At 65.5% G+C, this 18,664-nt stretch carries 19 protein-coding genes and 1 pseudogene; 11 read left to right on the top strand and 9 right to left on the bottom strand.

Annotated features, from left to right (window positions below):
- Positions 1–2 precede the first annotated feature (2 nt).
- Positions 3–770: an SDR family oxidoreductase gene (locus tag JQ627_RS23670; RefSeq protein ID WP_212486506.1), complete on the top strand. Its 768-nt coding sequence runs from the start codon at positions 3–5 to the stop codon at positions 768–770.
- Positions 771–795: 25 nt separating this feature from the next.
- Complete coding sequence (locus tag JQ627_RS23665; protein WP_212486505.1) at positions 796–1,827, top strand: L-idonate 5-dehydrogenase; 1,032 nt, start codon at positions 796–798, stop codon at positions 1,825–1,827.
- A 12-nt stretch (positions 1,828–1,839) separates the two neighbouring features.
- On the opposite strand, the gene JQ627_RS23660 is transcribed toward JQ627_RS23665, so the two are convergent.
- A complete protein-coding gene (locus tag JQ627_RS23660; RefSeq protein ID WP_212486504.1) occupies positions 1,840–2,712 on the bottom strand; it encodes a DUF3280 domain-containing protein in 873 nt (290 codons plus the stop codon).
- A gap of 188 nt (positions 2,713–2,900) precedes the next feature.
- Here JQ627_RS23660 and JQ627_RS23655 point away from each other — a divergent pair, with 188 nt between their 5' ends.
- Together JQ627_RS23655 and JQ627_RS23650 are read left to right on the top strand one after the other, a co-directional pair.
- Entirely contained in the window at positions 2,901–4,286 is a 1,386-nt protein-coding gene (locus JQ627_RS23655) for a HAMP domain-containing sensor histidine kinase (protein ID WP_212486503.1), read from the top strand.
- The gene (locus JQ627_RS23650) at positions 4,283–4,930 is read left to right on the top strand and encodes a response regulator transcription factor (protein WP_212486502.1); all 648 of its coding nucleotides are present in this window, start codon (positions 4,283–4,285) and stop codon (positions 4,928–4,930) included. The genes JQ627_RS23655 and JQ627_RS23650 overlap by 4 nt, the downstream gene beginning before the upstream one ends.
- Positions 4,931–4,943: 13 nt before the next feature.
- Here JQ627_RS23650 and JQ627_RS23645 read toward each other — a convergent pair whose 3' ends face one another.
- Both JQ627_RS23645 and JQ627_RS23640 read right to left on the bottom strand, forming a co-directional pair.
- The gene (locus tag JQ627_RS23645) at positions 4,944–5,906 is read right to left on the bottom strand and encodes an MBL fold metallo-hydrolase (RefSeq protein ID WP_212486501.1); all 963 of its coding nucleotides are present in this window, start codon (positions 5,904–5,906) and stop codon (positions 4,944–4,946) included.
- A 41-nt stretch (positions 5,907–5,947) separates the two neighbouring features.
- Complete coding sequence (locus tag JQ627_RS23640; RefSeq protein WP_212486500.1) at positions 5,948–6,931, bottom strand: VOC family protein; 984 nt, start codon at positions 6,929–6,931, stop codon at positions 5,948–5,950.
- A 147-nt stretch (positions 6,932–7,078) separates the two neighbouring features.
- Between JQ627_RS23640 and JQ627_RS23635 the strand changes: the two genes are divergently transcribed.
- From JQ627_RS23635 to JQ627_RS23620, 4 genes are all read left to right on the top strand, one after another.
- On the top strand, positions 7,079–7,870 hold the full coding sequence (locus JQ627_RS23635; protein WP_212486499.1) for a DNA-binding transcriptional regulator: 792 nt from the start codon (positions 7,079–7,081) through the stop codon (positions 7,868–7,870).
- Positions 7,871–7,947: 77 nt separating this feature from the next.
- Positions 7,948–9,456 carry a bifunctional 3-(3-hydroxy-phenyl)propionate/3-hydroxycinnamic acid hydroxylase gene (locus tag JQ627_RS23630; RefSeq protein ID WP_212486498.1) on the top strand — a complete coding sequence of 503 codons (1,509 nt, stop codon included), beginning with the start codon at positions 7,948–7,950 and terminating at the stop codon, positions 9,454–9,456.
- Between the two features lie 22 nt (positions 9,457–9,478).
- Positions 9,479–10,330: a fumarylacetoacetate hydrolase family protein gene (locus tag JQ627_RS23625; protein ID WP_212486497.1), complete on the top strand. Its 852-nt coding sequence runs from the start codon at positions 9,479–9,481 to the stop codon at positions 10,328–10,330.
- Positions 10,331–10,374: 44 nt separating this feature from the next.
- Entirely contained in the window at positions 10,375–11,586 is a 1,212-nt protein-coding gene (locus tag JQ627_RS23620) for an ABC transporter substrate-binding protein (protein ID WP_212486496.1), read from the top strand.
- A gap of 4 nt (positions 11,587–11,590) precedes the next feature.
- On the opposite strand, the gene JQ627_RS23615 is transcribed toward JQ627_RS23620, so the two are convergent.
- The 3 genes from JQ627_RS23615 to JQ627_RS23605 form a co-directional block, all read right to left on the bottom strand.
- Complete coding sequence (locus JQ627_RS23615) at positions 11,591–12,433, bottom strand: hypothetical protein (RefSeq protein ID WP_212486495.1); 843 nt, start codon at positions 12,431–12,433, stop codon at positions 11,591–11,593.
- Positions 12,434–12,639: 206 nt separating this feature from the next.
- On the bottom strand, positions 12,640–13,131 hold the full coding sequence (locus JQ627_RS23610) for an SRPBCC family protein (RefSeq protein ID WP_212486494.1): 492 nt from the start codon (positions 13,129–13,131) through the stop codon (positions 12,640–12,642).
- Positions 13,131–13,520 (bottom strand): helix-turn-helix transcriptional regulator, encoded by a 390-nt coding sequence (locus JQ627_RS23605; RefSeq protein ID WP_212486493.1) that lies wholly within the window; start codon positions 13,518–13,520, stop codon positions 13,131–13,133. The genes JQ627_RS23610 and JQ627_RS23605 overlap by 1 nt, the downstream gene beginning before the upstream one ends.
- Before the next feature lie 277 nt (positions 13,521–13,797).
- Between JQ627_RS23605 and JQ627_RS23600 the strand changes: the two genes are divergently transcribed.
- The gene (locus JQ627_RS23600; RefSeq protein WP_212486492.1) at positions 13,798–14,853 is read left to right on the top strand and encodes a serine hydrolase; all 1,056 of its coding nucleotides are present in this window, start codon (positions 13,798–13,800) and stop codon (positions 14,851–14,853) included.
- 68 nt (positions 14,854–14,921) lie between these two features.
- Here JQ627_RS23600 and JQ627_RS23595 read toward each other — a convergent pair whose 3' ends face one another.
- Together JQ627_RS23595 and JQ627_RS23590 are read right to left on the bottom strand one after the other, a co-directional pair.
- The gene (locus JQ627_RS23595) at positions 14,922–15,755 is read right to left on the bottom strand and encodes an outer membrane protein (protein WP_212486491.1); all 834 of its coding nucleotides are present in this window, start codon (positions 15,753–15,755) and stop codon (positions 14,922–14,924) included.
- Positions 15,756–16,033: 278 nt separating this feature from the next.
- The gene (locus JQ627_RS23590; RefSeq protein ID WP_212486490.1) at positions 16,034–16,738 is read right to left on the bottom strand and encodes an SDR family oxidoreductase; all 705 of its coding nucleotides are present in this window, start codon (positions 16,736–16,738) and stop codon (positions 16,034–16,036) included.
- 112 nt (positions 16,739–16,850) lie between these two features.
- Between JQ627_RS23590 and JQ627_RS23585 the strand changes: the two genes are divergently transcribed.
- Positions 16,851–17,693, top strand: coding sequence for a GNAT family N-acetyltransferase (locus tag JQ627_RS23585; RefSeq protein ID WP_212486489.1), 843 nt, complete (start codon positions 16,851–16,853; stop codon positions 17,691–17,693).
- A 66-nt stretch (positions 17,694–17,759) separates the two neighbouring features.
- On the opposite strand, the gene JQ627_RS23580 is transcribed toward JQ627_RS23585, so the two are convergent.
- A complete protein-coding gene (locus JQ627_RS23580; RefSeq protein ID WP_212486488.1) occupies positions 17,760–18,233 on the bottom strand; it encodes a hypothetical protein in 474 nt (157 codons plus the stop codon).
- Between the two features lie 232 nt (positions 18,234–18,465).
- Here JQ627_RS23580 and JQ627_RS39800 point away from each other — a divergent pair.
- Positions 18,466–18,648 (top strand): annotated as a pseudogene (locus JQ627_RS39800) (hypothetical protein); the annotation flags it as partial.
- Positions 18,649–18,664: the final 16 nt, after the last annotated feature.

The raw sequence follows: 18,664 nt of genomic DNA, 5'->3' as shown, positions 1-18,664 counted from the left end.
AGATGAGCACCTCTCTCTTCGATCTGTCCGGCCGCACCGCGCTCGTGACCGGCTCCTCTCGCGGTCTCGGCCGCGCCATTGCCGAGGGCATGGCCAAGGCCGGCGCCAGGATCATCGTCAACGGCGTCGATCCCAAGCGCGTCGAGCAGGCCGTGGCCGAATTTCGCGCCGCCGGACATCAGGCCGAGGGCGCCGCGTTCAACGTCACCGACGAGCCGGCGATCGTCGCGGCCTTCAACGACTTCGACAGACAAGGTATTGCGGTCGACATCGTCGTCAACAATGCCGGCATCCAGCACCGCAAGCCGCTGGTGGAATTCACCACCGACGAGTGGCGCAAGGTGATCGAGACCAACCTCACCAGCGCCTTCGTGATCGGCCGCGAAGCGGCCAGGCGCATGATCCCGCGCAAGCACGGCAAGATCATCAACATCGGCTCGCTCGGCAGCGAGCTCGCGCGCCCCACCATCGCGCCCTACACCGCGGCGAAGGGCGGCATCAAGAACCTGACCCGCTCGATGGCGGTGGAATGGGCCCAGCACGGCATCCAGGCCAACGCGATCGGCCCCGGCTACATGCTGACCGACATGAACGAGGCGCTGGTCAACAACACCGACTTCAACAACTGGCTGATGGGTCGCATCCCGTCCAAGCGCTGGGGCAAGCCGGACGAGCTGGTGGGCGCCGCGATCTTCCTGGCGTCCGATGCCTCGACCTATGTCAACGGCCAGATCATCTATGTCGATGGCGGCATGATCGCCGCGATGTGACCTGAGAAACGCTGAGGGACAAGCCATGCGCGCCGTCGTCATCCACGCCCCGAAGGATTTGCGGATCGACAGCTATCCCGATCCAGCACCCGCCCCCGGCGAAGTCCGCGTCAAGATCGCCAATGGCGGCATATGCGGCTCCGACCTGCACTACTATCATCACGGCGGTTTTGGCGTCGTGCGCATCCAGCAGCCGATGGCGCTGGGCCACGAGATCGCGGGCGTGGTCGCGGCCGTTGGTGACGGCGTCACCAATGTGAAGCCGGACACGCGCGTCGCCGTCAATCCGAGCAGACCGTGCGGCCAGTGCCTGCATTGCCAGGAGGGCATGCGCAACCAGTGCCTCGACATGCGCTTCCTCGGCAGCGCGATGCGCTTCCCCCATATCCAGGGCGGCTTTCGCGAGTTCATCACAGTCGACGCCACGCAAGCCGTGCCGATCGCTGACAAGCTGTCGCTGGCGGAAGCCGCAGTGGCCGAGCCGCTCGCAGTGTGCCTGCATGCCGGCAAGCAGGCCGGCCCCCTGCTCGGCAAGCGCGTGCTGATCACGGGTTGCGGGCCGATCGGAGCGCTGATGATCCTGGTCTCGCGCTTCGGCGGCGCGTCCGAGATCGTGGTGACCGATGTCGCTGACGCGCCGCTCGCGGTTGCAAAGAAGCTCGGCGCCACACACGCCATCAATGTCGCGACCGATGCCGTAGCGCTCGATCCCTGGCGCGCCGGCAAGGGCGTGTTCGACACCCTGTTCGAGGCCTCCGGCAACCAGGCCGCACTCCGCACGGCGCTAGATGTGCTCCGGCCCGGTGCTACGCTGGTGCAGCTCGGTCTCGGCGGCGAGATGACGCTGCCGATCAATTCCATCGTCGCCAAGGAATTGCAGCTCCGCGGCACCTTCCGCTTCGACCCCGAATTCGAGCTCGCGGTGCGGCTGATGGGCGAAGGCCTGATCGACGTGAAACCGCTGATCACGGCCACCATGCCGTTCGAGAACGCGGTCGCGGCGTTCGAACTTGCCAGCGACCGCTCGCAATCGATGAAGGTGCAACTGACGTTCTAGGAACCTCCGGGCCTACTTGCTTTCGACCAGCTTTTCGCTCACGAGCCGGACCGCGCCCCGTTTCCACGAATAGTCAGCGCCCATGCGCAGGCCGCTGTCGCCGCGCGCCAGCACCGCACCGGTCCTGGCATCGCGGACCTGGAAGCCGAGCGTGTATTCGGTGCGACTGACCCGCCGCACCACGCCGATCAGCGACTGATCCGCGCCGAGCTTTTGCGCGATCGCCGCCTCGCAGCCATCACAGTCGCGCAAGCTTCGCGCCTTCACCGCCTCGCCGCTTGCACTGCCGACGTCAACGAGGCGGTAGCGGCCGGATTGGCCGAGAGCCTCGCGCACGCTGCCGGTAACCTCGGCCAGATAGGATGCATCTGCGGCCGCGAGGCCGGCGGCCGGTGCCGCGGTGTTGTCCTCGAGCTCGAAATCGAACACGGCCAGCGCGACCGGCGCGGGCGTGGCGAGCGCGGCCATGACTTCGCGGGAGACGAACATCTCGGCGCGCTCCCAGGATTCATCATTGTCGCCGCGGAAGGTGTAGAGCTTGTCCATCACGAGCTTTTTGGCGCCGACGTCGATCACGGCGACCTTGGCCCATTGCACCAGCGTGCTGGTCTTCTGGATCCCGCCGATGACCTTGAAGGCCGCGCCGTCCTGGGCGGACGGCACCAGCCGGTAGCGCTGGCCCGCGCCGATGTCCCGTCGCAGCGCGGCCATGAACGCCGACAGCCGCCGCTCGTGGGCGGCGGTCTGGTTGGCGGGCTCGGCCGACGTATCGGTGTAGCTGAAGTCGTCCATGGCAACGCCGATGGTGTCCTCGGCGCCGGCTGGCGAAGAGGCTGCCGGGAGGACGAGGAGGAAAGCAGAGAGGATCAAGCTGATACGGCGCATGCGGGCCTCGTGTGATGGAGCGGCGGCGCAATCTGGACGGCAGGCTCAGGTCATGCAGCTGCGCTGGTCCCGACCAAGGCCGGGAAAATTTCACGACGTTGCACCGCGGTATGCGCAGTGCTTTCCGCCGCTCGCGTTCTGCCGTTTAATGCGCCGGCGACAATTCCGTTCACGCCAGGTGCCCGCCGATGTGGAACCGCCCGAGGTTCGATCTCAAGGTCCGTCTGACGTTGCGCGTGGCCGCCATATCGGCCGCGTGCTTCGCCGCGATCTCCGCCTATTTCCTCATCACCGCCGACCGCGCGGCCCATGCGCGCCTCGACGACATCGCCGCCATCGTGGCGAAGACGCTGGAGTTGCAACAGGGCAAGATCCAGTGGGTGGCCAGCCCCCGCTCGGACTTTCCCAACCTCGACCCCGTTTCCGCCTACGTGATGACCCCCGGCCTCTGCCTGGCGTTCCGCGGCGTGAGCGGCGACATCCTCCAGCGATTCTGTAGTGGCGCGCCGATACCGGCGAGCCCGCCGCCGCAAGTCTTCGCGGCCTTCTATCGCAGCGTGTTCGACCCCGGCCGCGAGGCGGCGCGACCTGTGATCGTGCGCGGAACGAAGCTCGGCGAGACCGTGGTCTCGGTCGATCCGGCCGTGCAGACCGCGGAAGCCTGGCACGAGGCCGGCCGCCTGATGCTCGCGCTTGCAATCGCACTGCCGCTGTTGTGCGTCCTGGTCTACGCCGCACTGGCGCGTGCGTTGCGCCCCACCCGCATGATCCGCACCGGCCTCGAACGGATCGCCGCCAACGACCTCTCGGCGCGGCTGCCGCCGTTCGATCTCGCCGAGCTGTCGGCGATCCGCGACGTCTTCAACCATCTCGCCGAAAGCCTCGACACTGCGCTGGCCGAGCGCAGCGAGTTGACGCGGAAACTGATCGCACTCCAGGACGAGGAGCGCCGCCATCTCGCGCGCGAGCTGCATGACGAATTCGGCCAGTCACTGGCCGCCATCCGCGCGCTCGCCTCCTCCGCCCGCCAGACCGCCGTACAGGACTGCCCCTCCCTGCTTGGCGAGTGCGACGGCATCGCGCGGACCGCAACCGGCATGATGGAGACGCTGCGCGGCGCGCTGTTCCGGCTGCGCCCGCCTGACGTCGAGGAGCTCGGGCTCGTGGCGAGCCTCGAAGGCCTGGTCGCGGGCTGGAACGGGCGCAGCCGCGGCCAGACGCGGTTTTCGATCCGGTTCGACGGTGCGTTCGCGACCCTGCCCGCCACGATCAGCGCGAGCCTCTACCGGATCGTGCAGGAGGCGCTCACCAATGCCGCCAAGCATGCCGGCGCCACGAAGGTGAGCTTGGAGCTGGCGATGCGCACTGAGGAGATCGCGCTCGCGATCGACGACGACGGGCGGTCGAACGACCCCGCTGCAAAATCCGGAATGGGCCTGCTCGGCATGCGCGAGCGCGTTGCGGCCTTGCGCGGCCAATTGAGTTTCGAGGCCGCGCCGAACGGCGGCTCCGCCCTGCGCGTGGTCATTCCGCTTGCGGGCGTCGATCGGCAGCCACTGGAGCGCGCGGCATGAGCGCGGCCGATGCGACCATTCTGCTGGTTGACGACCATTCCGTCGTCCGCGAGGGCTATCGTTCCGTGCTCCAGAAGCAGCCGGGATTGCGCGTCATCGCCGAAGCCGCCGACGGCGCCGAGGCCTACCGTCTGTTCAAATCCGAGGCGCCCGACCTCGTCATTATGGATCTGAGCATGCCCGGCATCGGCGGCATCGAGGCCGTCAGGCGCATCAGGCAATGGGACAAGGGCGCAAGGATCCTCGTCTTCACCATGCACGAGAATGCGGGCTTTGCCGTGCAGGCGATCCGCGCCGGCGCAAGGGGTTACGTCACCAAGACCAGCCCGCCGGAAACGCTGGTGCGCGCCGTGATGGACGTGCTCGCCGGCAAGATCGCCATCAGCCCGGACATCGACCACGAACTCGCGCTCAGCCGTATCAGCGGCGAGAGCTCGGCCGCCGACGTCCTTACGCCGCGCGAGTTCGAAGTGCTGCGGCTGCTGCTCGCCGAGAACACGACGGAGGAGATCGCCGAGACGCTGCATGTCAGCCCGAAGACGGTGGCGAACCTGCATTCGCTGATCAAGGACAAGCTCGGCGTCGGCTCCGACATCGAGCTGGTCCGGCTGGCGCTGCGGCAGGGGATATTGACGGAGGTCTGATCTCGACGAAAGCTTAAGGCTCCAGCTTCGCTCCGTCAGGTGCAAATGCCTCGACCGTGTCGCCGATCCTGAACGACATCATGTCGCGGCCGACCAGCAGCGGCCCTTTGTAGGCGGTCCGCGTGCGCAGGATCAGCGGCTCCTCCGGAATGCCGGGCCCCGGTTTCACCGTGCCGAACACGATGTGGGAATAGACGGCGAGCTTTGGCTTGGCGGATGCAAAGATCCGGCCGGCTTCCTCGGGTGACGTGTGGTGCGCCTGGATGTCCTTATAGACCGGATTTCTGACCAGAAGCTCCGGCTCGATCACCGCAACCTCGTGGATCAGCAGATCGGCGCCTTCAGCCGCCTTCGCGATGCGCTCATCGTATTTGGTGTCGCCGGACAGCACGACCTTGTGGCCGCCATATTCGACGACATAGCCGAACGACGGCTTAATCTTGTCGCCATGGTTGACCTCGATCGCGGTGACCTTGACGCCGTTGTTGTCGTAGACAGTTCCGGCCTCGATATCCTTCGCGGCGAACTCCACAGCCTTCGGATCGAGATGCTCGTCGTCGATGCGAATGCGGATGTCGTCGGCGAACGCCTTGGTCAGGTTCTCCGTCATGGCGACGGTGCCCCTGGGGCCATAGAGCTTCATAGGTCCCTTGCGTGAGGCCCATGGCGTGGCGAGCCAGCCGGTCAGCCACATGTCGGGAAGGCCGACGAGGTGGTCGGAATGCAGATGGGTGATGAAGTTCGCGGTGATCGCGCCGAGCGGGATCCTCAGCTTGTAGAGCTGCATGGTCGAGCCGCGGCCGAGATCGAACAGCAGTTTTTCACTCCCCGCCTCCACCAGCGTCGACGCACTGAAACTGGTCGGCCGCGGCGTCGGCACGCCGGTGCCGAGCAGCGTCACCCTGATCGGTTCGGCCGAGACAACGGTGGTGAACGCGAGCAGCACAAAGCCTGCCCGCAAAAGGGTCTTGAGCATGGTGTCCTTCCCTGGATGTCAGATTGTTGCCGCGTGGCCAATCATTCGCGCGCGACCACCGCGTCGAGCCACGCGCAGTTGAGCGGCGGAACGCGCGGGTCGGCGACACGGACGCCGCGGGCCGCCGCATCCAGCCGCATGTCGCGCAGGCGCTTGCGCGGCTCCTCCGGCATGTAAAGGCGCTCGTGGCCCCACAGCGAGGGCCCGTCAAAGGTCTCGTGCGGCTGCCAGGTCTCGGGATCGATCACGCGCCCGCCCCAGCCATATTCGATGAAGAAGCCGGACGGCGTATTCACGTAGAACGAGGTCATGTGGTCGTTGGTGTGCCGACCCAGCGTATAGACGACGCGGCCATCTTCGAGCTGCGCAAGGTCGTAGCCCTGCCCGACATCGTCGAGGCTGCCGAGTTCGACCATGAAATGGTGCAGGGCCTTCCGCCCCGACCCGACCATCGCAAAGGAGTGGTGGCGGCCGTTGACGTGGAAGAAATAGAGCCCATACGGCTTCAGCCCGAAATCGGAGACGCGGAAGCCGAGCACGTCGCGATAGAACGGCACCAACGGTTCGACGTCCTCGACATTGAGCACAACATGTCCCATGCCGAGTGCCCCGGTGCGGAAACCCGTGATCGGCCGGCCCGGCTTGAAGGGTTCGCTCGCGAGCTCCGGCTTGCAGAAAGCCTCGAGCCGGTTGCCTGCGGGGTCGGCGAACACGATCAATTCAGCCACGTGACGCTCGTCGGCGAGCGCGCGCGATCCGCGCGTCACCTTCACGCCGTGGTTTTCCAGCCGCCCAGCCAGCTGATCCAGCTCCGCAGTCGAGGGAACCTCCCAGCCCATCACCGCAAGGCCGGCGTCGCTGCTGCCATCGACGATCAGGCGCTGCTTGCGATCATCCATGCGGAAGGCGCGCATCTTGCCGCCGCGTTCGACCTGCTGCATGCCGAGCAGCCCGGTCGCCATCTGGCCCCACTGATCGAGCTGGGATGAATTGATCCCGATATAGCCGAGTGCGGTGATTTCCATCGACGTCCTCCCGAGGGCATCGCATTCGCCGCACTGCGGCGAACTTGATACCGGCCGCGCGCGATCCTACGGTAGCGTCCCGCGATCGCTTCGCGTTCGCAAAGACGATAGTCGCGCCGCGATCGGCTACAAGGGAGGAAATACGAAGTGTCCAAGGAGCGGACGCGGAACGGACAACCGCGGCAATCGGAGGGCGTCCGCGCCTTCAAGCGCGGGTTGGACGTGCTGCAGGAGGTCAACCGCTCCGGCGGCATCCGTGCCGGCGACGTCGCGCGCGCGCTCGACCTGCCCCGTCCCACGGTCTATCGCCTGCTCGAGACGCTGGAGGAGCTCGGTTATGTTGCCCGCAGCGCCAGCGACGACCGCTTTCGCGTGACCCGGCGCGCGCTCAGTCTCGGCGACGGATACGATCCCGGCGTGGTGATCTGCCAGGCCGCTGCACCTTTTCTCGCGGAACTGGGCAAGACCCTGGTCTGGCCGGTCGATCTCTCCACTTACGAGAACGCCGCGATGGTGGTGCAGGAGACCACCCATTCCCGCAGCCCGCTCTCGATCGACCGCGGCATGATCGGCAAGCGCCTGCCGATGTTGCGGACGTCTGCGGGCCGCGCCTATCTCGCCGCCTGCCCGGCCCGCGAGCGCGACCTGATCGTCAATCATCTTCGCCGTATCGACGAGGCCGACGACCGTCCCTTCCTCGACCAAGCCCGCCTCGACCAGATGATCGCGGAGACAGCCGCTCGCGGCTACGCGATCCGCAGCGAGGGCGAGTACAATCCCAAGACGGCCTCGATTGCCGTCCCGATCGTGCGGAATGGCGCGGTGTTTGGCTGCATCTCCATCATCTGGATTCGCTCGGCCCTTGGGATTGAAGAGGCGGTGGCGCAGTTTGCAGCGCAACTTCAGGAGACGGCATCCGCCATTCCGGTCGAGGTGTAGGCGGACCCCGTCCGCTGGGCGGACACTTGACGCGGCGGCGTTGAACGGGCGGCACGGCTTGGGGAAGAGATAGCCCCATGCAAGATAAATCCGCCCCTGACGAGTTTGATGTCGTGATCGTCGGCCGTGGCCCGGTCGGGACCACGCTCGCCAATCTGCTCGGCCTTTGCGGCGTGCGGACGCTGGTACTGGATCGAGAGGCGCGGACCTATCATTTGCCGCGCGCGGTACATTTCGACGACGAATGCATGCGCGTGTTCCAGACCATTGGCCTCGCCGACGCGATCCTGCCGCAAACCATCCTCAGCCCCGGGATGCTCTTCCTCGACGCCGACGGCCGGATGCTGCTGGATTGGTCGCGGCCGCAGACGCTGACGCCGATGGGCTGGAATCTCAGCTACCGCTTCCACCAGCCTGATCTGGAGGACGTGCTGATCGGTGGCCTCTCGCGCTGGCCGCATGTCACCTTGCGAAGCCGCTGCGATGTGTTTGCGCTGGATCAGGACGAGACCGGCGCGCGCGTCCGCTACGAAGACCTCTCCAACGGACAGCTCGGCGAGGTTCGCGCCGGCTATGTCATCGGCTGCGATGGCGCCCGCTCGCTGGTGCGACGCTTCATCGGCTCCGGCATGGAGGATCTCGGCTTCCACGAGCGCTGGCTCGTCGTCGACGTGCTGCTCAAGCGCGAGCGCGACGATCTCGGCGACTACAGCCTCCAGCATTGCGATCCGCGGCGGCCTGCGACCTATGTGCGCGGCACCGGCACGCGGCGGCGCTGGGAGATCACGGTTCTTCGCGACGAGGACTCCCAGGATGTCGCGCAGCCGGCCAAGGTCTGGGAGTTGCTGTCGCGCTGGGCCACCCCCGACGATGCGGAGCTTGAGCGCGCAGCGGTCTACACCTTTCATTCCGTCATTGCACAGCAATGGCGGAACGGACGGCTGCTGCTCGCGGGCGACTCCGCGCACCAGACCCCACCCTTCCTCGGCCAGGGCATGTGTGCCGGCATCCGCGATGCCGCAAACCTCGCCTGGAAGCTTGCTGCGGTCATACGCGAGGGCGTCGCGCCCGATCTGCTCGACACCTATCAGACCGAGCGCCAGCCGCATGTGCGCGAGTTCATCGAGCTTGCCATTCGCCTCGGCGGCGTCATCAACACCAAGGCGATCGAAGCGGGCCTTGCCGCCGGGCAAGCGCGTGAGAATGCGCCGGTCAAGCTCGAGGTGAAAAAGCCCCTGCTCGGCCCGGGGCTCGCGCTCGGCGATCTGCCTATTGCCGGACATCTCGCACCGCAATTCATACTCGGCGATGGCGCCCGCTCCGACGATCAGATCGGCTACAGCCATGTGTTGCTCGTCGAAAGCGCTGCCACCCTCCCGCCGCATCTGGCTCATTCGCAGGCAGGGCTCAATATCCTGACCAGCGATGATGCAGAAGGCATTGGCCCGTGGCTCCGCGAGCACGGCGTCATCGCCGCGCTCGTTCGCCCCGACCGCTACATCCGCGGCACCGCCCGCAACGAGACTGAACTTGGCCGGCTCATCGCCGCCATCACGCCTCCAACCCACGTGCCGTCCGCGGCCTGACCGAACCTCTCAAGGACATCCTATGAAGCTGCTCTCTTTCGTCGCCAATGGCCGCACCTCCTTCGGGGCCGTCAAGGACAACGGCGTCGTCGATCTCGGCGCGCGCATGTCGCCCTGCACCACGCTGCGACAGTTGCTCGAAGCTGGCCGCGTCGCCGAGGCGGCCAAGCTAGTGGCATCCACTGCGCCGGATCATCCGCTCGGCAGCATTGCCTTCGCTCCCGTGATCCCCGATCCCGGCAAGATCATCTGCGTCGGCCTCAATTATCGCGATCATGTCGCCGAGACCGGCCGCACCGTCACCGAGAAGCCGGCGCTGTTCGTCCGCTTCCCCTGCAGCCAGGTCGGCCATCTCCAGCCCATCGTGAAGCCGAAAGTGAGCGACGATTTCGACTATGAGGGCGAGCTCGCGCTGGTCATCGGCAAGGAGGGCCGGCATATCCCCGCAGGCCGCGCGCTCGATCATATCGCCGGCTATTCCTGCTACAATGAAGGCAGCATCCGCGACTGGCAACGCCACACCAGCCAATTCCTCTCCGGCAAGACCTTTGCCGAGAGCGGCAGCTTTGGTCCGTGGCTGGTGACGGCAGACGAGATTCCCGATCCGTCCAAACTGACCTTGCAGACACGGCTGAACGGCACCGTCGTGCAGGACACCACGACCGATCTGCTAATCACAGGCATCCCCGAGCTGATCGCCTACATCTCGACGATCTGTCCGCTCGTCCCCGGCGACGTCATCGTGACGGGCACGCCGGGCGGCGTCGGCGCCAAGCGCACGCCGCCGCTGTGGATGCGCCCCGGCGACACCGTCGAGGTCGAAATCTCCGGCATCGGCACCTTGCGCAACAAGGTCATCGCCGAACCGGCCTGACCGCCGACGCCGATCAATCAAACATAACAACATCAGGAAACGCCATGGTCCCCCTTCGCACGACATCCGCCGTCACTCTGCTCATTGCGCTGGCGCTCGCAGGCCCCACCGCGCGCGCCGAGATCAAGGGCGACGCCATCCGCATCGGCGTCCTCACCGACATGAACGGCATTTTCGCGACCGCCATGGGCCCAGGCTCGGTCGAGGCGGCGCGGATGGCGGCGGAGGAGTTCGGCGGCAGGATCAATGGCAAGCCGATCGAGATCCTGCAGGCCGATCACCAGAACAAGCCGGACCTTGCGGCCTCGCTCGCCCGCAAATGGTTCAGCGACGGTGTGCAGGCGATCGCAGACGGCGGCAGTTCCGGTGCGGCGCTCGCGGTGCAGGAGCTGGTGCGTGGCAACGGCAAGATCTTCCTGGTCTCCGGCGCCGGTGCCAACCAGCTCACCGACGAGGCCTGCGCACCGACCAGCGTGCAATGGACCCAGGACGCCTACTCCACCGCGACCGCCGTGGTCTCGGGCATCATGCAGACCAGCAAGGAGCCGTGGTTCTTCATCACCGGCGACTATGCTTTCGGCCATTCGATCGAGGCGACCGCGCGCGACCGCATCGCCGCGCTCGGCGGCAAGGTTGCCGGCAGCGTGAAAGCCCAGCTCGGCACGCCCGACTACTCGTCGTTCCTGCTTCAGGCCCAGTCGTCCGGCGCAAAAATCCTCGCGATCAACGTCGCCGGCGACAACGCCACCGCGATCAAGCAGGCGGAGGAATTCGGGCTCGCAGACCAGGGCATGAAGATCGTGCCGATGTCGTTCCAGAACGTCGACATCGAGGCGGTCGGCCTGAAGGCGACGCGCGGCGATCTCATCGTCACCTCGTTCTTCGAGGACGTCTCGACGGCCGCCCGGAAATTCTCGGACGCGTTCTATGCCCGCCGCAAGGCGATGCCGTCACAGATCCAGGCCGGCGTCTATTCCGCCGTGCGTCACTATCTGCAAGCCGTCAAGGACAGCGATACGGACGACAGCGCGGCCGTGATGGCCAAGATGAAAGCGACGCCGGTGTCGGATGCATATACGCCAAACGGTCGCATTCGCGAGGATCAGCGCATGGTGCACGATCTCTATCTGGTGCAGGTCAAGACGCCCGAGGAGTCCAAGGGCCCCTGGGACTTCGTCAAGCTGGTCGCGACCATCCCGCCCGACCAGGCTTTCCGCCCGCTCGACCGCAGCAAGTGCAGCCTGGTCGGTAAATAGCCGATTAGGCCAGATACCGCGTGAGATAGCCTTCCATCGCGTAGAGCGCGCAGAGCGCGAGGCTCGACCACACCGCTGCGCTGAAATACAGGAACATCCAGGTCAGCTCGCCCTTCCAGTGCGCGATGTCGTGGGTCACCACCCAGCGTGTCGAGACATCATGCAGGCCTTCGAGGAAGCCCAAGAACCGACTGCCCTCGGCATGCCCTGCCCGCCAGCGGCTGAGATACATCGGCACGTCGACGGTGATGAGGAAGGCGAGGAAGCAGGCGATGCCGACGATGCCTGACATCAGCGCCCAGCGCACCGGTCCCTGGAATTCCGGCATGAGGCGACACAGCGCGATGCCCGCGAGGAAGAAGGTCACCGCCCACAGCGAATTCTCGATCGCGTTGAAGAGGAAGTTGGTCGTCACCACCGCGTACCAGGAGAAGCACTCGGCGATGATGATGATCGGCACGATCACGAGCGCGATGTTCACCGCGGTCTCCGCCCCTGTCATCTGACCCAGCTGATGCAGGATGATCGCCCATTGCGCGACGAAGCACAGCTCGGCCACGGTCGCGACGGTGCGGCCGACGAAGACGCTGGAGAGCCAGGTATCGAACAGGCAGATGCGCTGCACGTCGGCGCGCGGCAGGAACGAGCGGAAGGCGCAGCCGAACACATAGCCGGCGCAGAGCAGGAACATCAGCCCGATGTCGGAGCCACCGCCGAGACTGCCGGCAGGCGTCGTATAGAATTCGCGGTACAGCATGAACCAGACGAGAATGTTGGCCGCACTGACAAGCGTCAGGGAGCCCCACCACCACGCGAGGGGATTTGACCGCGCCTGCCACTGCAACATGAATCGCTCCGCCGTAACCGATATGACATTTAGCGGTAGCAATTCTGTCATAAATCAGCGGCGCGACGCGACAAAAATCTACGTTATGGCGTTGTCATAATTGACCTGCGCGCTGTCATATTCGCGAAGGCGACCGTTCTCCCCATGCGTTTCCGAGCTTATTCCGGGGCGCCTCTTCGAGGCCCCCGGAATAACGCGGGGGGACTCTATCTCTTCATCCCACCCACATACGCCGCGAGCTTGTCCAGCGTCTGGTAGCCGTATTCGACGGCGCCGAAGCCGATCATGCCGTCGCGCTGCTCGGTGCTCGAGGCCAGCTGCCGCATCATCAGCACGGTCTTGCCGTTGCTCTGCTCGGCAAAGGTGACGGTGAAGCGGAACATGCCGGGATCGTCATCCTGGTCGGTGCCGTGATCCATCTCCATCAACGAGGGCCGCTCGATGCGGCGGAAGCGCATGCGGTTCGGATAGACGGTGCCATCAGGGCCGATCATGTTGAAGCGCCAGACGCCGCCGACGCGCACGTCGATTTCGAAGGTTTCGACCTTGAAGCCCTTCGGCCCGAACCATTGCGGCAGATGCTTCGGGTCGGACCACGCCTCGAACACCAGATCACGCGGCGCGTCGATCACGCGCGACATCACGATCTCGCGGTCGAGCGACCATTGCGACAGGGCAGCATTGGCAGAATTCGTCATCACTCGGAACCTTTCCGTTTGGTTGTACGGGACGGCCGTTTCGCAACCGCCCGCTCCTTCTCTTTCTTCAGCTTCATCACGTAGGCCTCGAACCGGTCGAGCCGGGCCTCCCAGATCGCGCGCTGCTGCTGGAACCAGTCCTCAGCGCCAACGAGCGCGTCGGGGCTGAGGCGACAGGTGCGCACGCGGCCGGACTTCTCCGACAGGACGAGCCCGCTCATCTCCAGCACATGGATGTGTTTCATGAAGCTCGGCAGCGCCATCTCGAACGGATCGGCGAGCTCGCCGACCGACGCCTCGCCGGCGCAGAGCCGCATCACGATCGCCCGCCTAGTAGGATCGGCAAGGGCTGCGAAGATCTGGTCGAGCTGGGATAATTGGTTAGCCATGAAGCTAACTATAGAGTCATCGTCGCCTGACGTCAACGATTGTTAGCCAAAAAGCTAAGTAATTTCGGCACGGTCCAATGGGAACCCACAACGCGGAATCGTGAATTGGGGTGCGGGGCCCTCCCCGCTAAAAGAATCTTGGGGGCGCATCGCATCATGCGTCAGAGCCGTGCCGACTGTTGTCACCTCATCGCACCTCACCCGGCGGGCCCTCGCGCGGGCTGCGCTTGTTCCCCTCGCGCTTGCCTGGCCGCGCCGCGCATCGGCGGATTCCGACATGATCGCGCAGATGCGTGACATCGTTGCGGGTGAGCTGGCCCCGACCATGACACCGGACCAGCCGGGCGGCCTCGCTGCCGCGCTCTACGCCGGCGGACATGTCGAATTCTTCAACTATGGCCTTGCCGACGACGCCACGCGAAGGCCCGTCACACCGGATACGTTGTTCAACCTCGGTTCCCTGAGAAAGCCCTTCGAGGCAACGCTTGTGGCGCTGGGCTCGCTCCGCGGCGAATTGCGGCTCGACGACGCGTTGCCAAAATATCTGCCCGAGCTGACCGGCGACTATGTCCGCCGCGTCACCGTCGGCCAGCTCGCCACGCACACGTCGGGCATGCTGTTGCCGACCGACCATCCGCCCTGGCCGAACGACTCTTTTTCGCGGGCGCAATTCATCGAGATGTTCAACGCCTGGAAGCCGCAGGCCGGCGAAGCGCCCGGCAAGCAGCGCATCTACAGCCATGCCTGTTACGTGCTGATTCAGCTCGTGCTCGAGCGCTGCTACGGCGCCCCGATCGCAACACTGTTCGATCAGCGGATCCTCAAACCGCTTGGCATGAATGCGACCTCCGTGCCCGAACGCGGCGAGGACGACCGCGCCGTCATGGATGCGGCTTGGATGCAGCGCGTGGTCCAGGGCTATTCGGATCAGGGCATGCCGATCGGGCCACCCGGCAACCAGCAAAGCTATTTTGACTTTCCCGGCACGGGCCAGATGTTCTCTTCGGCCCGCGATCTCGCGGCATTCGTCGCCGCCAACGTCGACGGCCGCTCGATCGATCCGCATTTGCGCGAGGCGTTGCGGCTGGCTCAACGCGAAGTTTTCCGGGTTGACGACAAGTTCGGTGAGGCGATGGCCTGGGAGAATGTGCGCCTTCCCGGCGTCACCATCGTCGACAAGCCGGGCGGCCTCAACAACGCCTCCGGCTATCTCGGTCTTGTGCCGGCGCGACGGATCGCCATGGTCCTGCTCGCCAATCGCGGCGAATATCCGCATGAGATCGTTCGCTACAAGATCCTGCCTGCATTGGCCAAGCTCGTGGCCTCGCGCTGAACATGCCCGCAGAAACAGAAAGCCCCGGCAGAGCCGGGGCTTTCCACGCCAGGATCGGAACGGGATGCTCAGTACCTGGCGACGACCGGTCCGCCGAACTTGTAGTTCACGCCGACGCGCACGATGTTCGACTTGAGATCGACCGAGTGGGTGTAGACATTGCTCGGAAATGGCGTCGTTCCGGCAAAGCCGACCAGATTGGTGCTGGTCGCCGTGGCGCGGCCGAGATCGACGTAGAGATATTCGGCCTTGAGCGACCAGCCGCCGCCGAAGGCATATTCGGTGCCGACGCCTGCGGTCCAGCCGAGGCGCGTGTCGCGGATCGTGGCGGACTCGGTCGCGGCTGAGAACGTGTCGGTGAAATTGAAATTGCCCTTCACCTCGGAGATCGCCGCGCCGCCCGTCGCATAGAGCAGCCAGGTCGGAGCCGCGAGGAAGCCGATGCGGCCGCGGATGGTGGCGAGCCAATCGGCCGAGACCGACGACGACACGGTAAAGCCTGTCGGGGCGCAGCAGGGATAGAGCGCAGAGCCCGTCGCGCTGCCCTTGAAACCGAAATAGTTGATGTCACCTTCGAGGCCGAGCACGGCGTGGTTGACCTGCCAGTTGTAGCCCGCGGTAAAGCCGCCGGTCACGCTGGAGCTGTTGACGCCCTGGGCGCCGACCGTGTTGATGGCGGGGACGCTGCTCGCCGCAAAATAGCCGGTCGGAGAGAACACCGTCGAGGTGTTCAGATCAGAGTCGCCCCACTGCCCGCCGACATTGCCGCCGACGTAGAAACCCGTCCAGTTGTAGACAGGCGCCATGATCGGCGCCTTGGTGTATTGCGCCGCGAGGTCGGCCGCCTGCACGGATGCGGTGCCGAGCACAATCGAAGCGACCGCCAGCAAAAGCTTCTTCATTCCAATCTCCATTCCCCCACGCGCTTGATCTCACGTTTTCGATGCGCGCTGGTGGGAGCCTTACCGCGCGGTTTGGGAATAGGCGGAGGACGTCCGTTCGTCTCGGCCTGCGGCGCAGTTCGTATGGACTGTGACGTAGTCGGTGACTTATCGCGCAAGACCAGTGGTGAGTGTGACCCAAACGCCACGCGCCGCCTCGCCGCAGCGGCGCACCGCGCAGGCCGCGCGTCGCGTTACGACAAGTGCACCAGAATGGCGGAGCGAAGCCGCGCGCCGACTCACACCGATCGCGTCAGTCCGCCGTCGACGCGGATATTCTGGCCGGTGATGTAGGCCGCACCGTCAGATGCCAGGAACGCGACCGTCGCCGCGATCTCCTCGACCTTGCCGTAGCGCTTCATCGGCACACTGTCGCGCCGCGCGTCGGTCTGCGGCAGGCTGTCGATCCAGCCCGGCAGAACGTTGTTCATGCGGATGTTGTCGGCGGCATGGGTGTCGGTGAAGATCTTGGTGAAGGCGGCAAGGCCGGCGCGGAACACCGCAGAGGTCGGAAACATTGCGCTCGGCTCGAATGCCCAGGCGGTCGAGATGTTGATGATGGCGCCGCTCTTCTGCGCCTGCATCACCGGCGTCACCAGCCGGGTCGGCCGGATCACGTTGAGGAGATACGTGTCGAGGCCGGTGTGCCACTGCTCGTCGGTGATCTCCGTGATCGCCGCGCGCGGCCCGTGGCCGGCGCTGTTGACGAGCACGTCGATGCGTCCCCATTTGGCCATCGCCCCGTCGACGAGCCGCTTCAGATCATCGTTCGACTTGTTGGAGCCGGTGACGCCGAGGCCGCCGAGCTCGACTGCCAGCGCCTCGCCCTTGCCGGAGGACGACAGGATCCCGACGCGAAAGCCGTCGGCCGCGAGCCGCCGCGCAACCCCTGCGCCCATGCCGCTGCCACCGGCGGTGACCAGTGCGACCTTCTCTGCTGCCATGACGGATCATCCCTGTGTTGAGGCGAGCCCCGAGCCCGGCCTATCATGAGGCCTTCTACCGCCGGACCTGCCGCCAGGTCCACCGCCCAAGGCATCCGTCAAGGCATCCGTCATGAGCGATCTGCAGATCCGCAACTTGCGCCCCGAGGAGATCGCCATCGCCGTCGACTGGGCCGCGGCCGAGGGCTGGAATCCGGGCCTGTCGGACGCCACCTGTTTCGCGATCCCGGATGCAAAGGGTTTCTTCGTCGGCGAGATCGACGGCGAGCCGGTCGCGACCGTCTCCTGCGTCAATTACGATGATCGCTTCGCCTTCCTCGGCTTCTACATCGTGCGCGCAGGCTTTCGCGGCGCGGGCCACGGCCTGCGCATCTGGAACGCGGCGATCGCGCATGCGGGCACACGCGTGATCGGGCTCGACGGCGTCGTGGCGCAGCAGGACAACTACAAAAAGTCCGGCTTCCAGCTTGCCTACGCCAATATCCGCTACGGCGGCATCGTCGCCGCGCCACTGAGGCCGCCCGCCAATATAGTCACGCTCGACAATATCCCATTCGCGCTCGTTGAAGCCGACGACGCGACCGTCTTCCCAGCGCCGCGCAGCGCCTTCCTGCGCGCCTGGATCAAGGCATCAGGCCATCTCGGCCGCGCGCTGCTGCGCGACGGCAAGCTCGCCGCATGGGGCGTGATCCGGCCCTGCCGGACCGGCCACAAGATCGGCCCGCTCGTCGCCGACGACCGTGGGGCGGCGGACGCGATCGTGCAGGCCCTGCTGGCAAGCACAGGCGGCGGCGAAGTCTTCCTCGACGTCCCCGCCGTCAATCGCGAGGCGATCGCGCTCGCGGAATCGCTCGGGCTCAAGCCGGTGTTCGAGACGGCGCGGATGTACACGGGCGCAATCACGCCGCTGCGGATCGACCGCGTCTTCGGCGTGACCAGTTTTGAGCTGGGCTAGAGCATGATCCGGAAAAGTGTGAAGCGGTTTTCCGAAGCGATCATGCTCAAAAAGCGACTACGCCGCTCAGTAGCAGCGCATGATATTGACGGTGTGCTCGCCGCCACCACGGCCGGGCACCGTCACCTGCTCCGTCGGGCAGCTCGGCACGTAAGGCCGGTCGGACGGCACGACGTTCGGCGGGAAGCGATGCGTCCAGTCCCAGGGAACGTCATAGGTGTAGGTGTAGCGCACGTCGGTGGAGACGGGCTGGCCGGCATCGACGAAGGGCTGGCTGTAACCAGGGTTGTCGTAGAAGAAGCCGCCGCCGCCCGGCCAATAGACCCAGGGTGTATTACGCCCGCGGAACCGGGCGCCCGGCGCCATCGGCGGCCGCGCCATCGGGCCGGATGGCGCAACGCCTGTCACGCCATGCGGCGCGGCGCCGCCGGGCCGTGCAAAACTGTCGCTGGGGGCAAGGAGCAGCGCGGCTGCGCTGAGCGAGGCGAACAAGGCCCCAAGTGATCTGCCAAGTGATCTGCCGTGTGATCTGGACATCATGATACGCACCAACTCGTTTGGCTTCGGCCGCTCCCCACCGCACGCTAGGCCGGGCTGTCACCCACCCGCAAACGTATAATTAATTGTTGGTTAAGGCACGGGATTACCAGGAAACGGGGTGCGGCAGAACGCCCGGAATTTCCCGTTGATTTCAGGCACTTCGCTCCAGAAGCGATACTTCATAACCAGTTGATCGGAGTTGATGGCGCGGATCCGAATGCGTCCGGAACGCTCCCCATCGCATGAGCCGGTTCGGCCGCGCGCGTATTATCGCGATGCGGCCGGATCGTACGGTGCGCTGAACGGCTCCGACCATCCGACACCGAGTTCAACTCAGGGCGATGTCGGACCGGAAGGAAACAACAACGGCACGCTGACGGGCGTCTATCGCAGCTGGTGGCGCGAATTTTGTTGAAGGACCCGCCGCTTGA

The organism is Bradyrhizobium liaoningense (assembly GCF_018130785.1).
In the GTDB taxonomy this organism is placed as follows: domain Bacteria; phylum Pseudomonadota; class Alphaproteobacteria; order Rhizobiales; family Xanthobacteraceae; genus Bradyrhizobium; species Bradyrhizobium liaoningense_A.
Note: the sequence above shows the minus strand (reverse complement) of the source record. Positions and strands in the feature narration are given on the sequence as shown.

Excerpts from the sequence above, each read along its gene's own strand:
- JQ627_RS23595 (WP_212486491.1), bottom strand. The coding sequence starts at position 15,755 with ATGAAGAAGCTTTTGCTGGCGGTCGCTTCGATTGTGCTCGGCACCGCA.
- JQ627_RS23620 (WP_212486496.1), top strand. The coding sequence starts at position 10,375 with ATGGTCCCCCTTCGCACGACATCCGCCGTCACTCTGCTCATTGCGCTG.
- JQ627_RS23665 (WP_212486505.1), top strand. The coding sequence starts at position 796 with ATGCGCGCCGTCGTCATCCACGCCCCGAAGGATTTGCGGATCGACAGC.
- JQ627_RS23650 (WP_212486502.1), top strand. The coding sequence starts at position 4,283 with ATGAGCGCGGCCGATGCGACCATTCTGCTGGTTGACGACCATTCCGTC.
- JQ627_RS23580 (WP_212486488.1), bottom strand. The coding sequence starts at position 18,233 with ATGATGTCCAGATCACACGGCAGATCACTTGGCAGATCACTTGGGGCC.
- JQ627_RS23670 (WP_212486506.1), top strand. The coding sequence starts at position 3 with ATGAGCACCTCTCTCTTCGATCTGTCCGGCCGCACCGCGCTCGTGACC.
- JQ627_RS23630 (WP_212486498.1), top strand. The coding sequence starts at position 7,948 with ATGCAAGATAAATCCGCCCCTGACGAGTTTGATGTCGTGATCGTCGGC.
- JQ627_RS23605 (WP_212486493.1), bottom strand. The coding sequence starts at position 13,520 with ATGGCTAACCAATTATCCCAGCTCGACCAGATCTTCGCAGCCCTTGCC.
- JQ627_RS23625 (WP_212486497.1), top strand. The coding sequence starts at position 9,479 with ATGAAGCTGCTCTCTTTCGTCGCCAATGGCCGCACCTCCTTCGGGGCC.
- JQ627_RS23585 (WP_212486489.1), top strand. The coding sequence starts at position 16,851 with ATGAGCGATCTGCAGATCCGCAACTTGCGCCCCGAGGAGATCGCCATC.
- JQ627_RS23640 (WP_212486500.1), bottom strand. The coding sequence starts at position 6,931 with ATGGAAATCACCGCACTCGGCTATATCGGGATCAATTCATCCCAGCTC.
- JQ627_RS23590 (WP_212486490.1), bottom strand. The coding sequence starts at position 16,738 with ATGGCAGCAGAGAAGGTCGCACTGGTCACCGCCGGTGGCAGCGGCATG.
- JQ627_RS23600 (WP_212486492.1), top strand. The coding sequence starts at position 13,798 with ATGATCGCGCAGATGCGTGACATCGTTGCGGGTGAGCTGGCCCCGACC.
- JQ627_RS23610 (WP_212486494.1), bottom strand. The coding sequence starts at position 13,131 with ATGACGAATTCTGCCAATGCTGCCCTGTCGCAATGGTCGCTCGACCGC.
- JQ627_RS23615 (WP_212486495.1), bottom strand. The coding sequence starts at position 12,433 with ATGTTGCAGTGGCAGGCGCGGTCAAATCCCCTCGCGTGGTGGTGGGGC.
- JQ627_RS23660 (WP_212486504.1), bottom strand. The coding sequence starts at position 2,712 with ATGCGCCGTATCAGCTTGATCCTCTCTGCTTTCCTCCTCGTCCTCCCG.
- JQ627_RS23645 (WP_212486501.1), bottom strand. The coding sequence starts at position 5,906 with ATGCTCAAGACCCTTTTGCGGGCAGGCTTTGTGCTGCTCGCGTTCACC.
- JQ627_RS23655 (WP_212486503.1), top strand. The coding sequence starts at position 2,901 with ATGTGGAACCGCCCGAGGTTCGATCTCAAGGTCCGTCTGACGTTGCGC.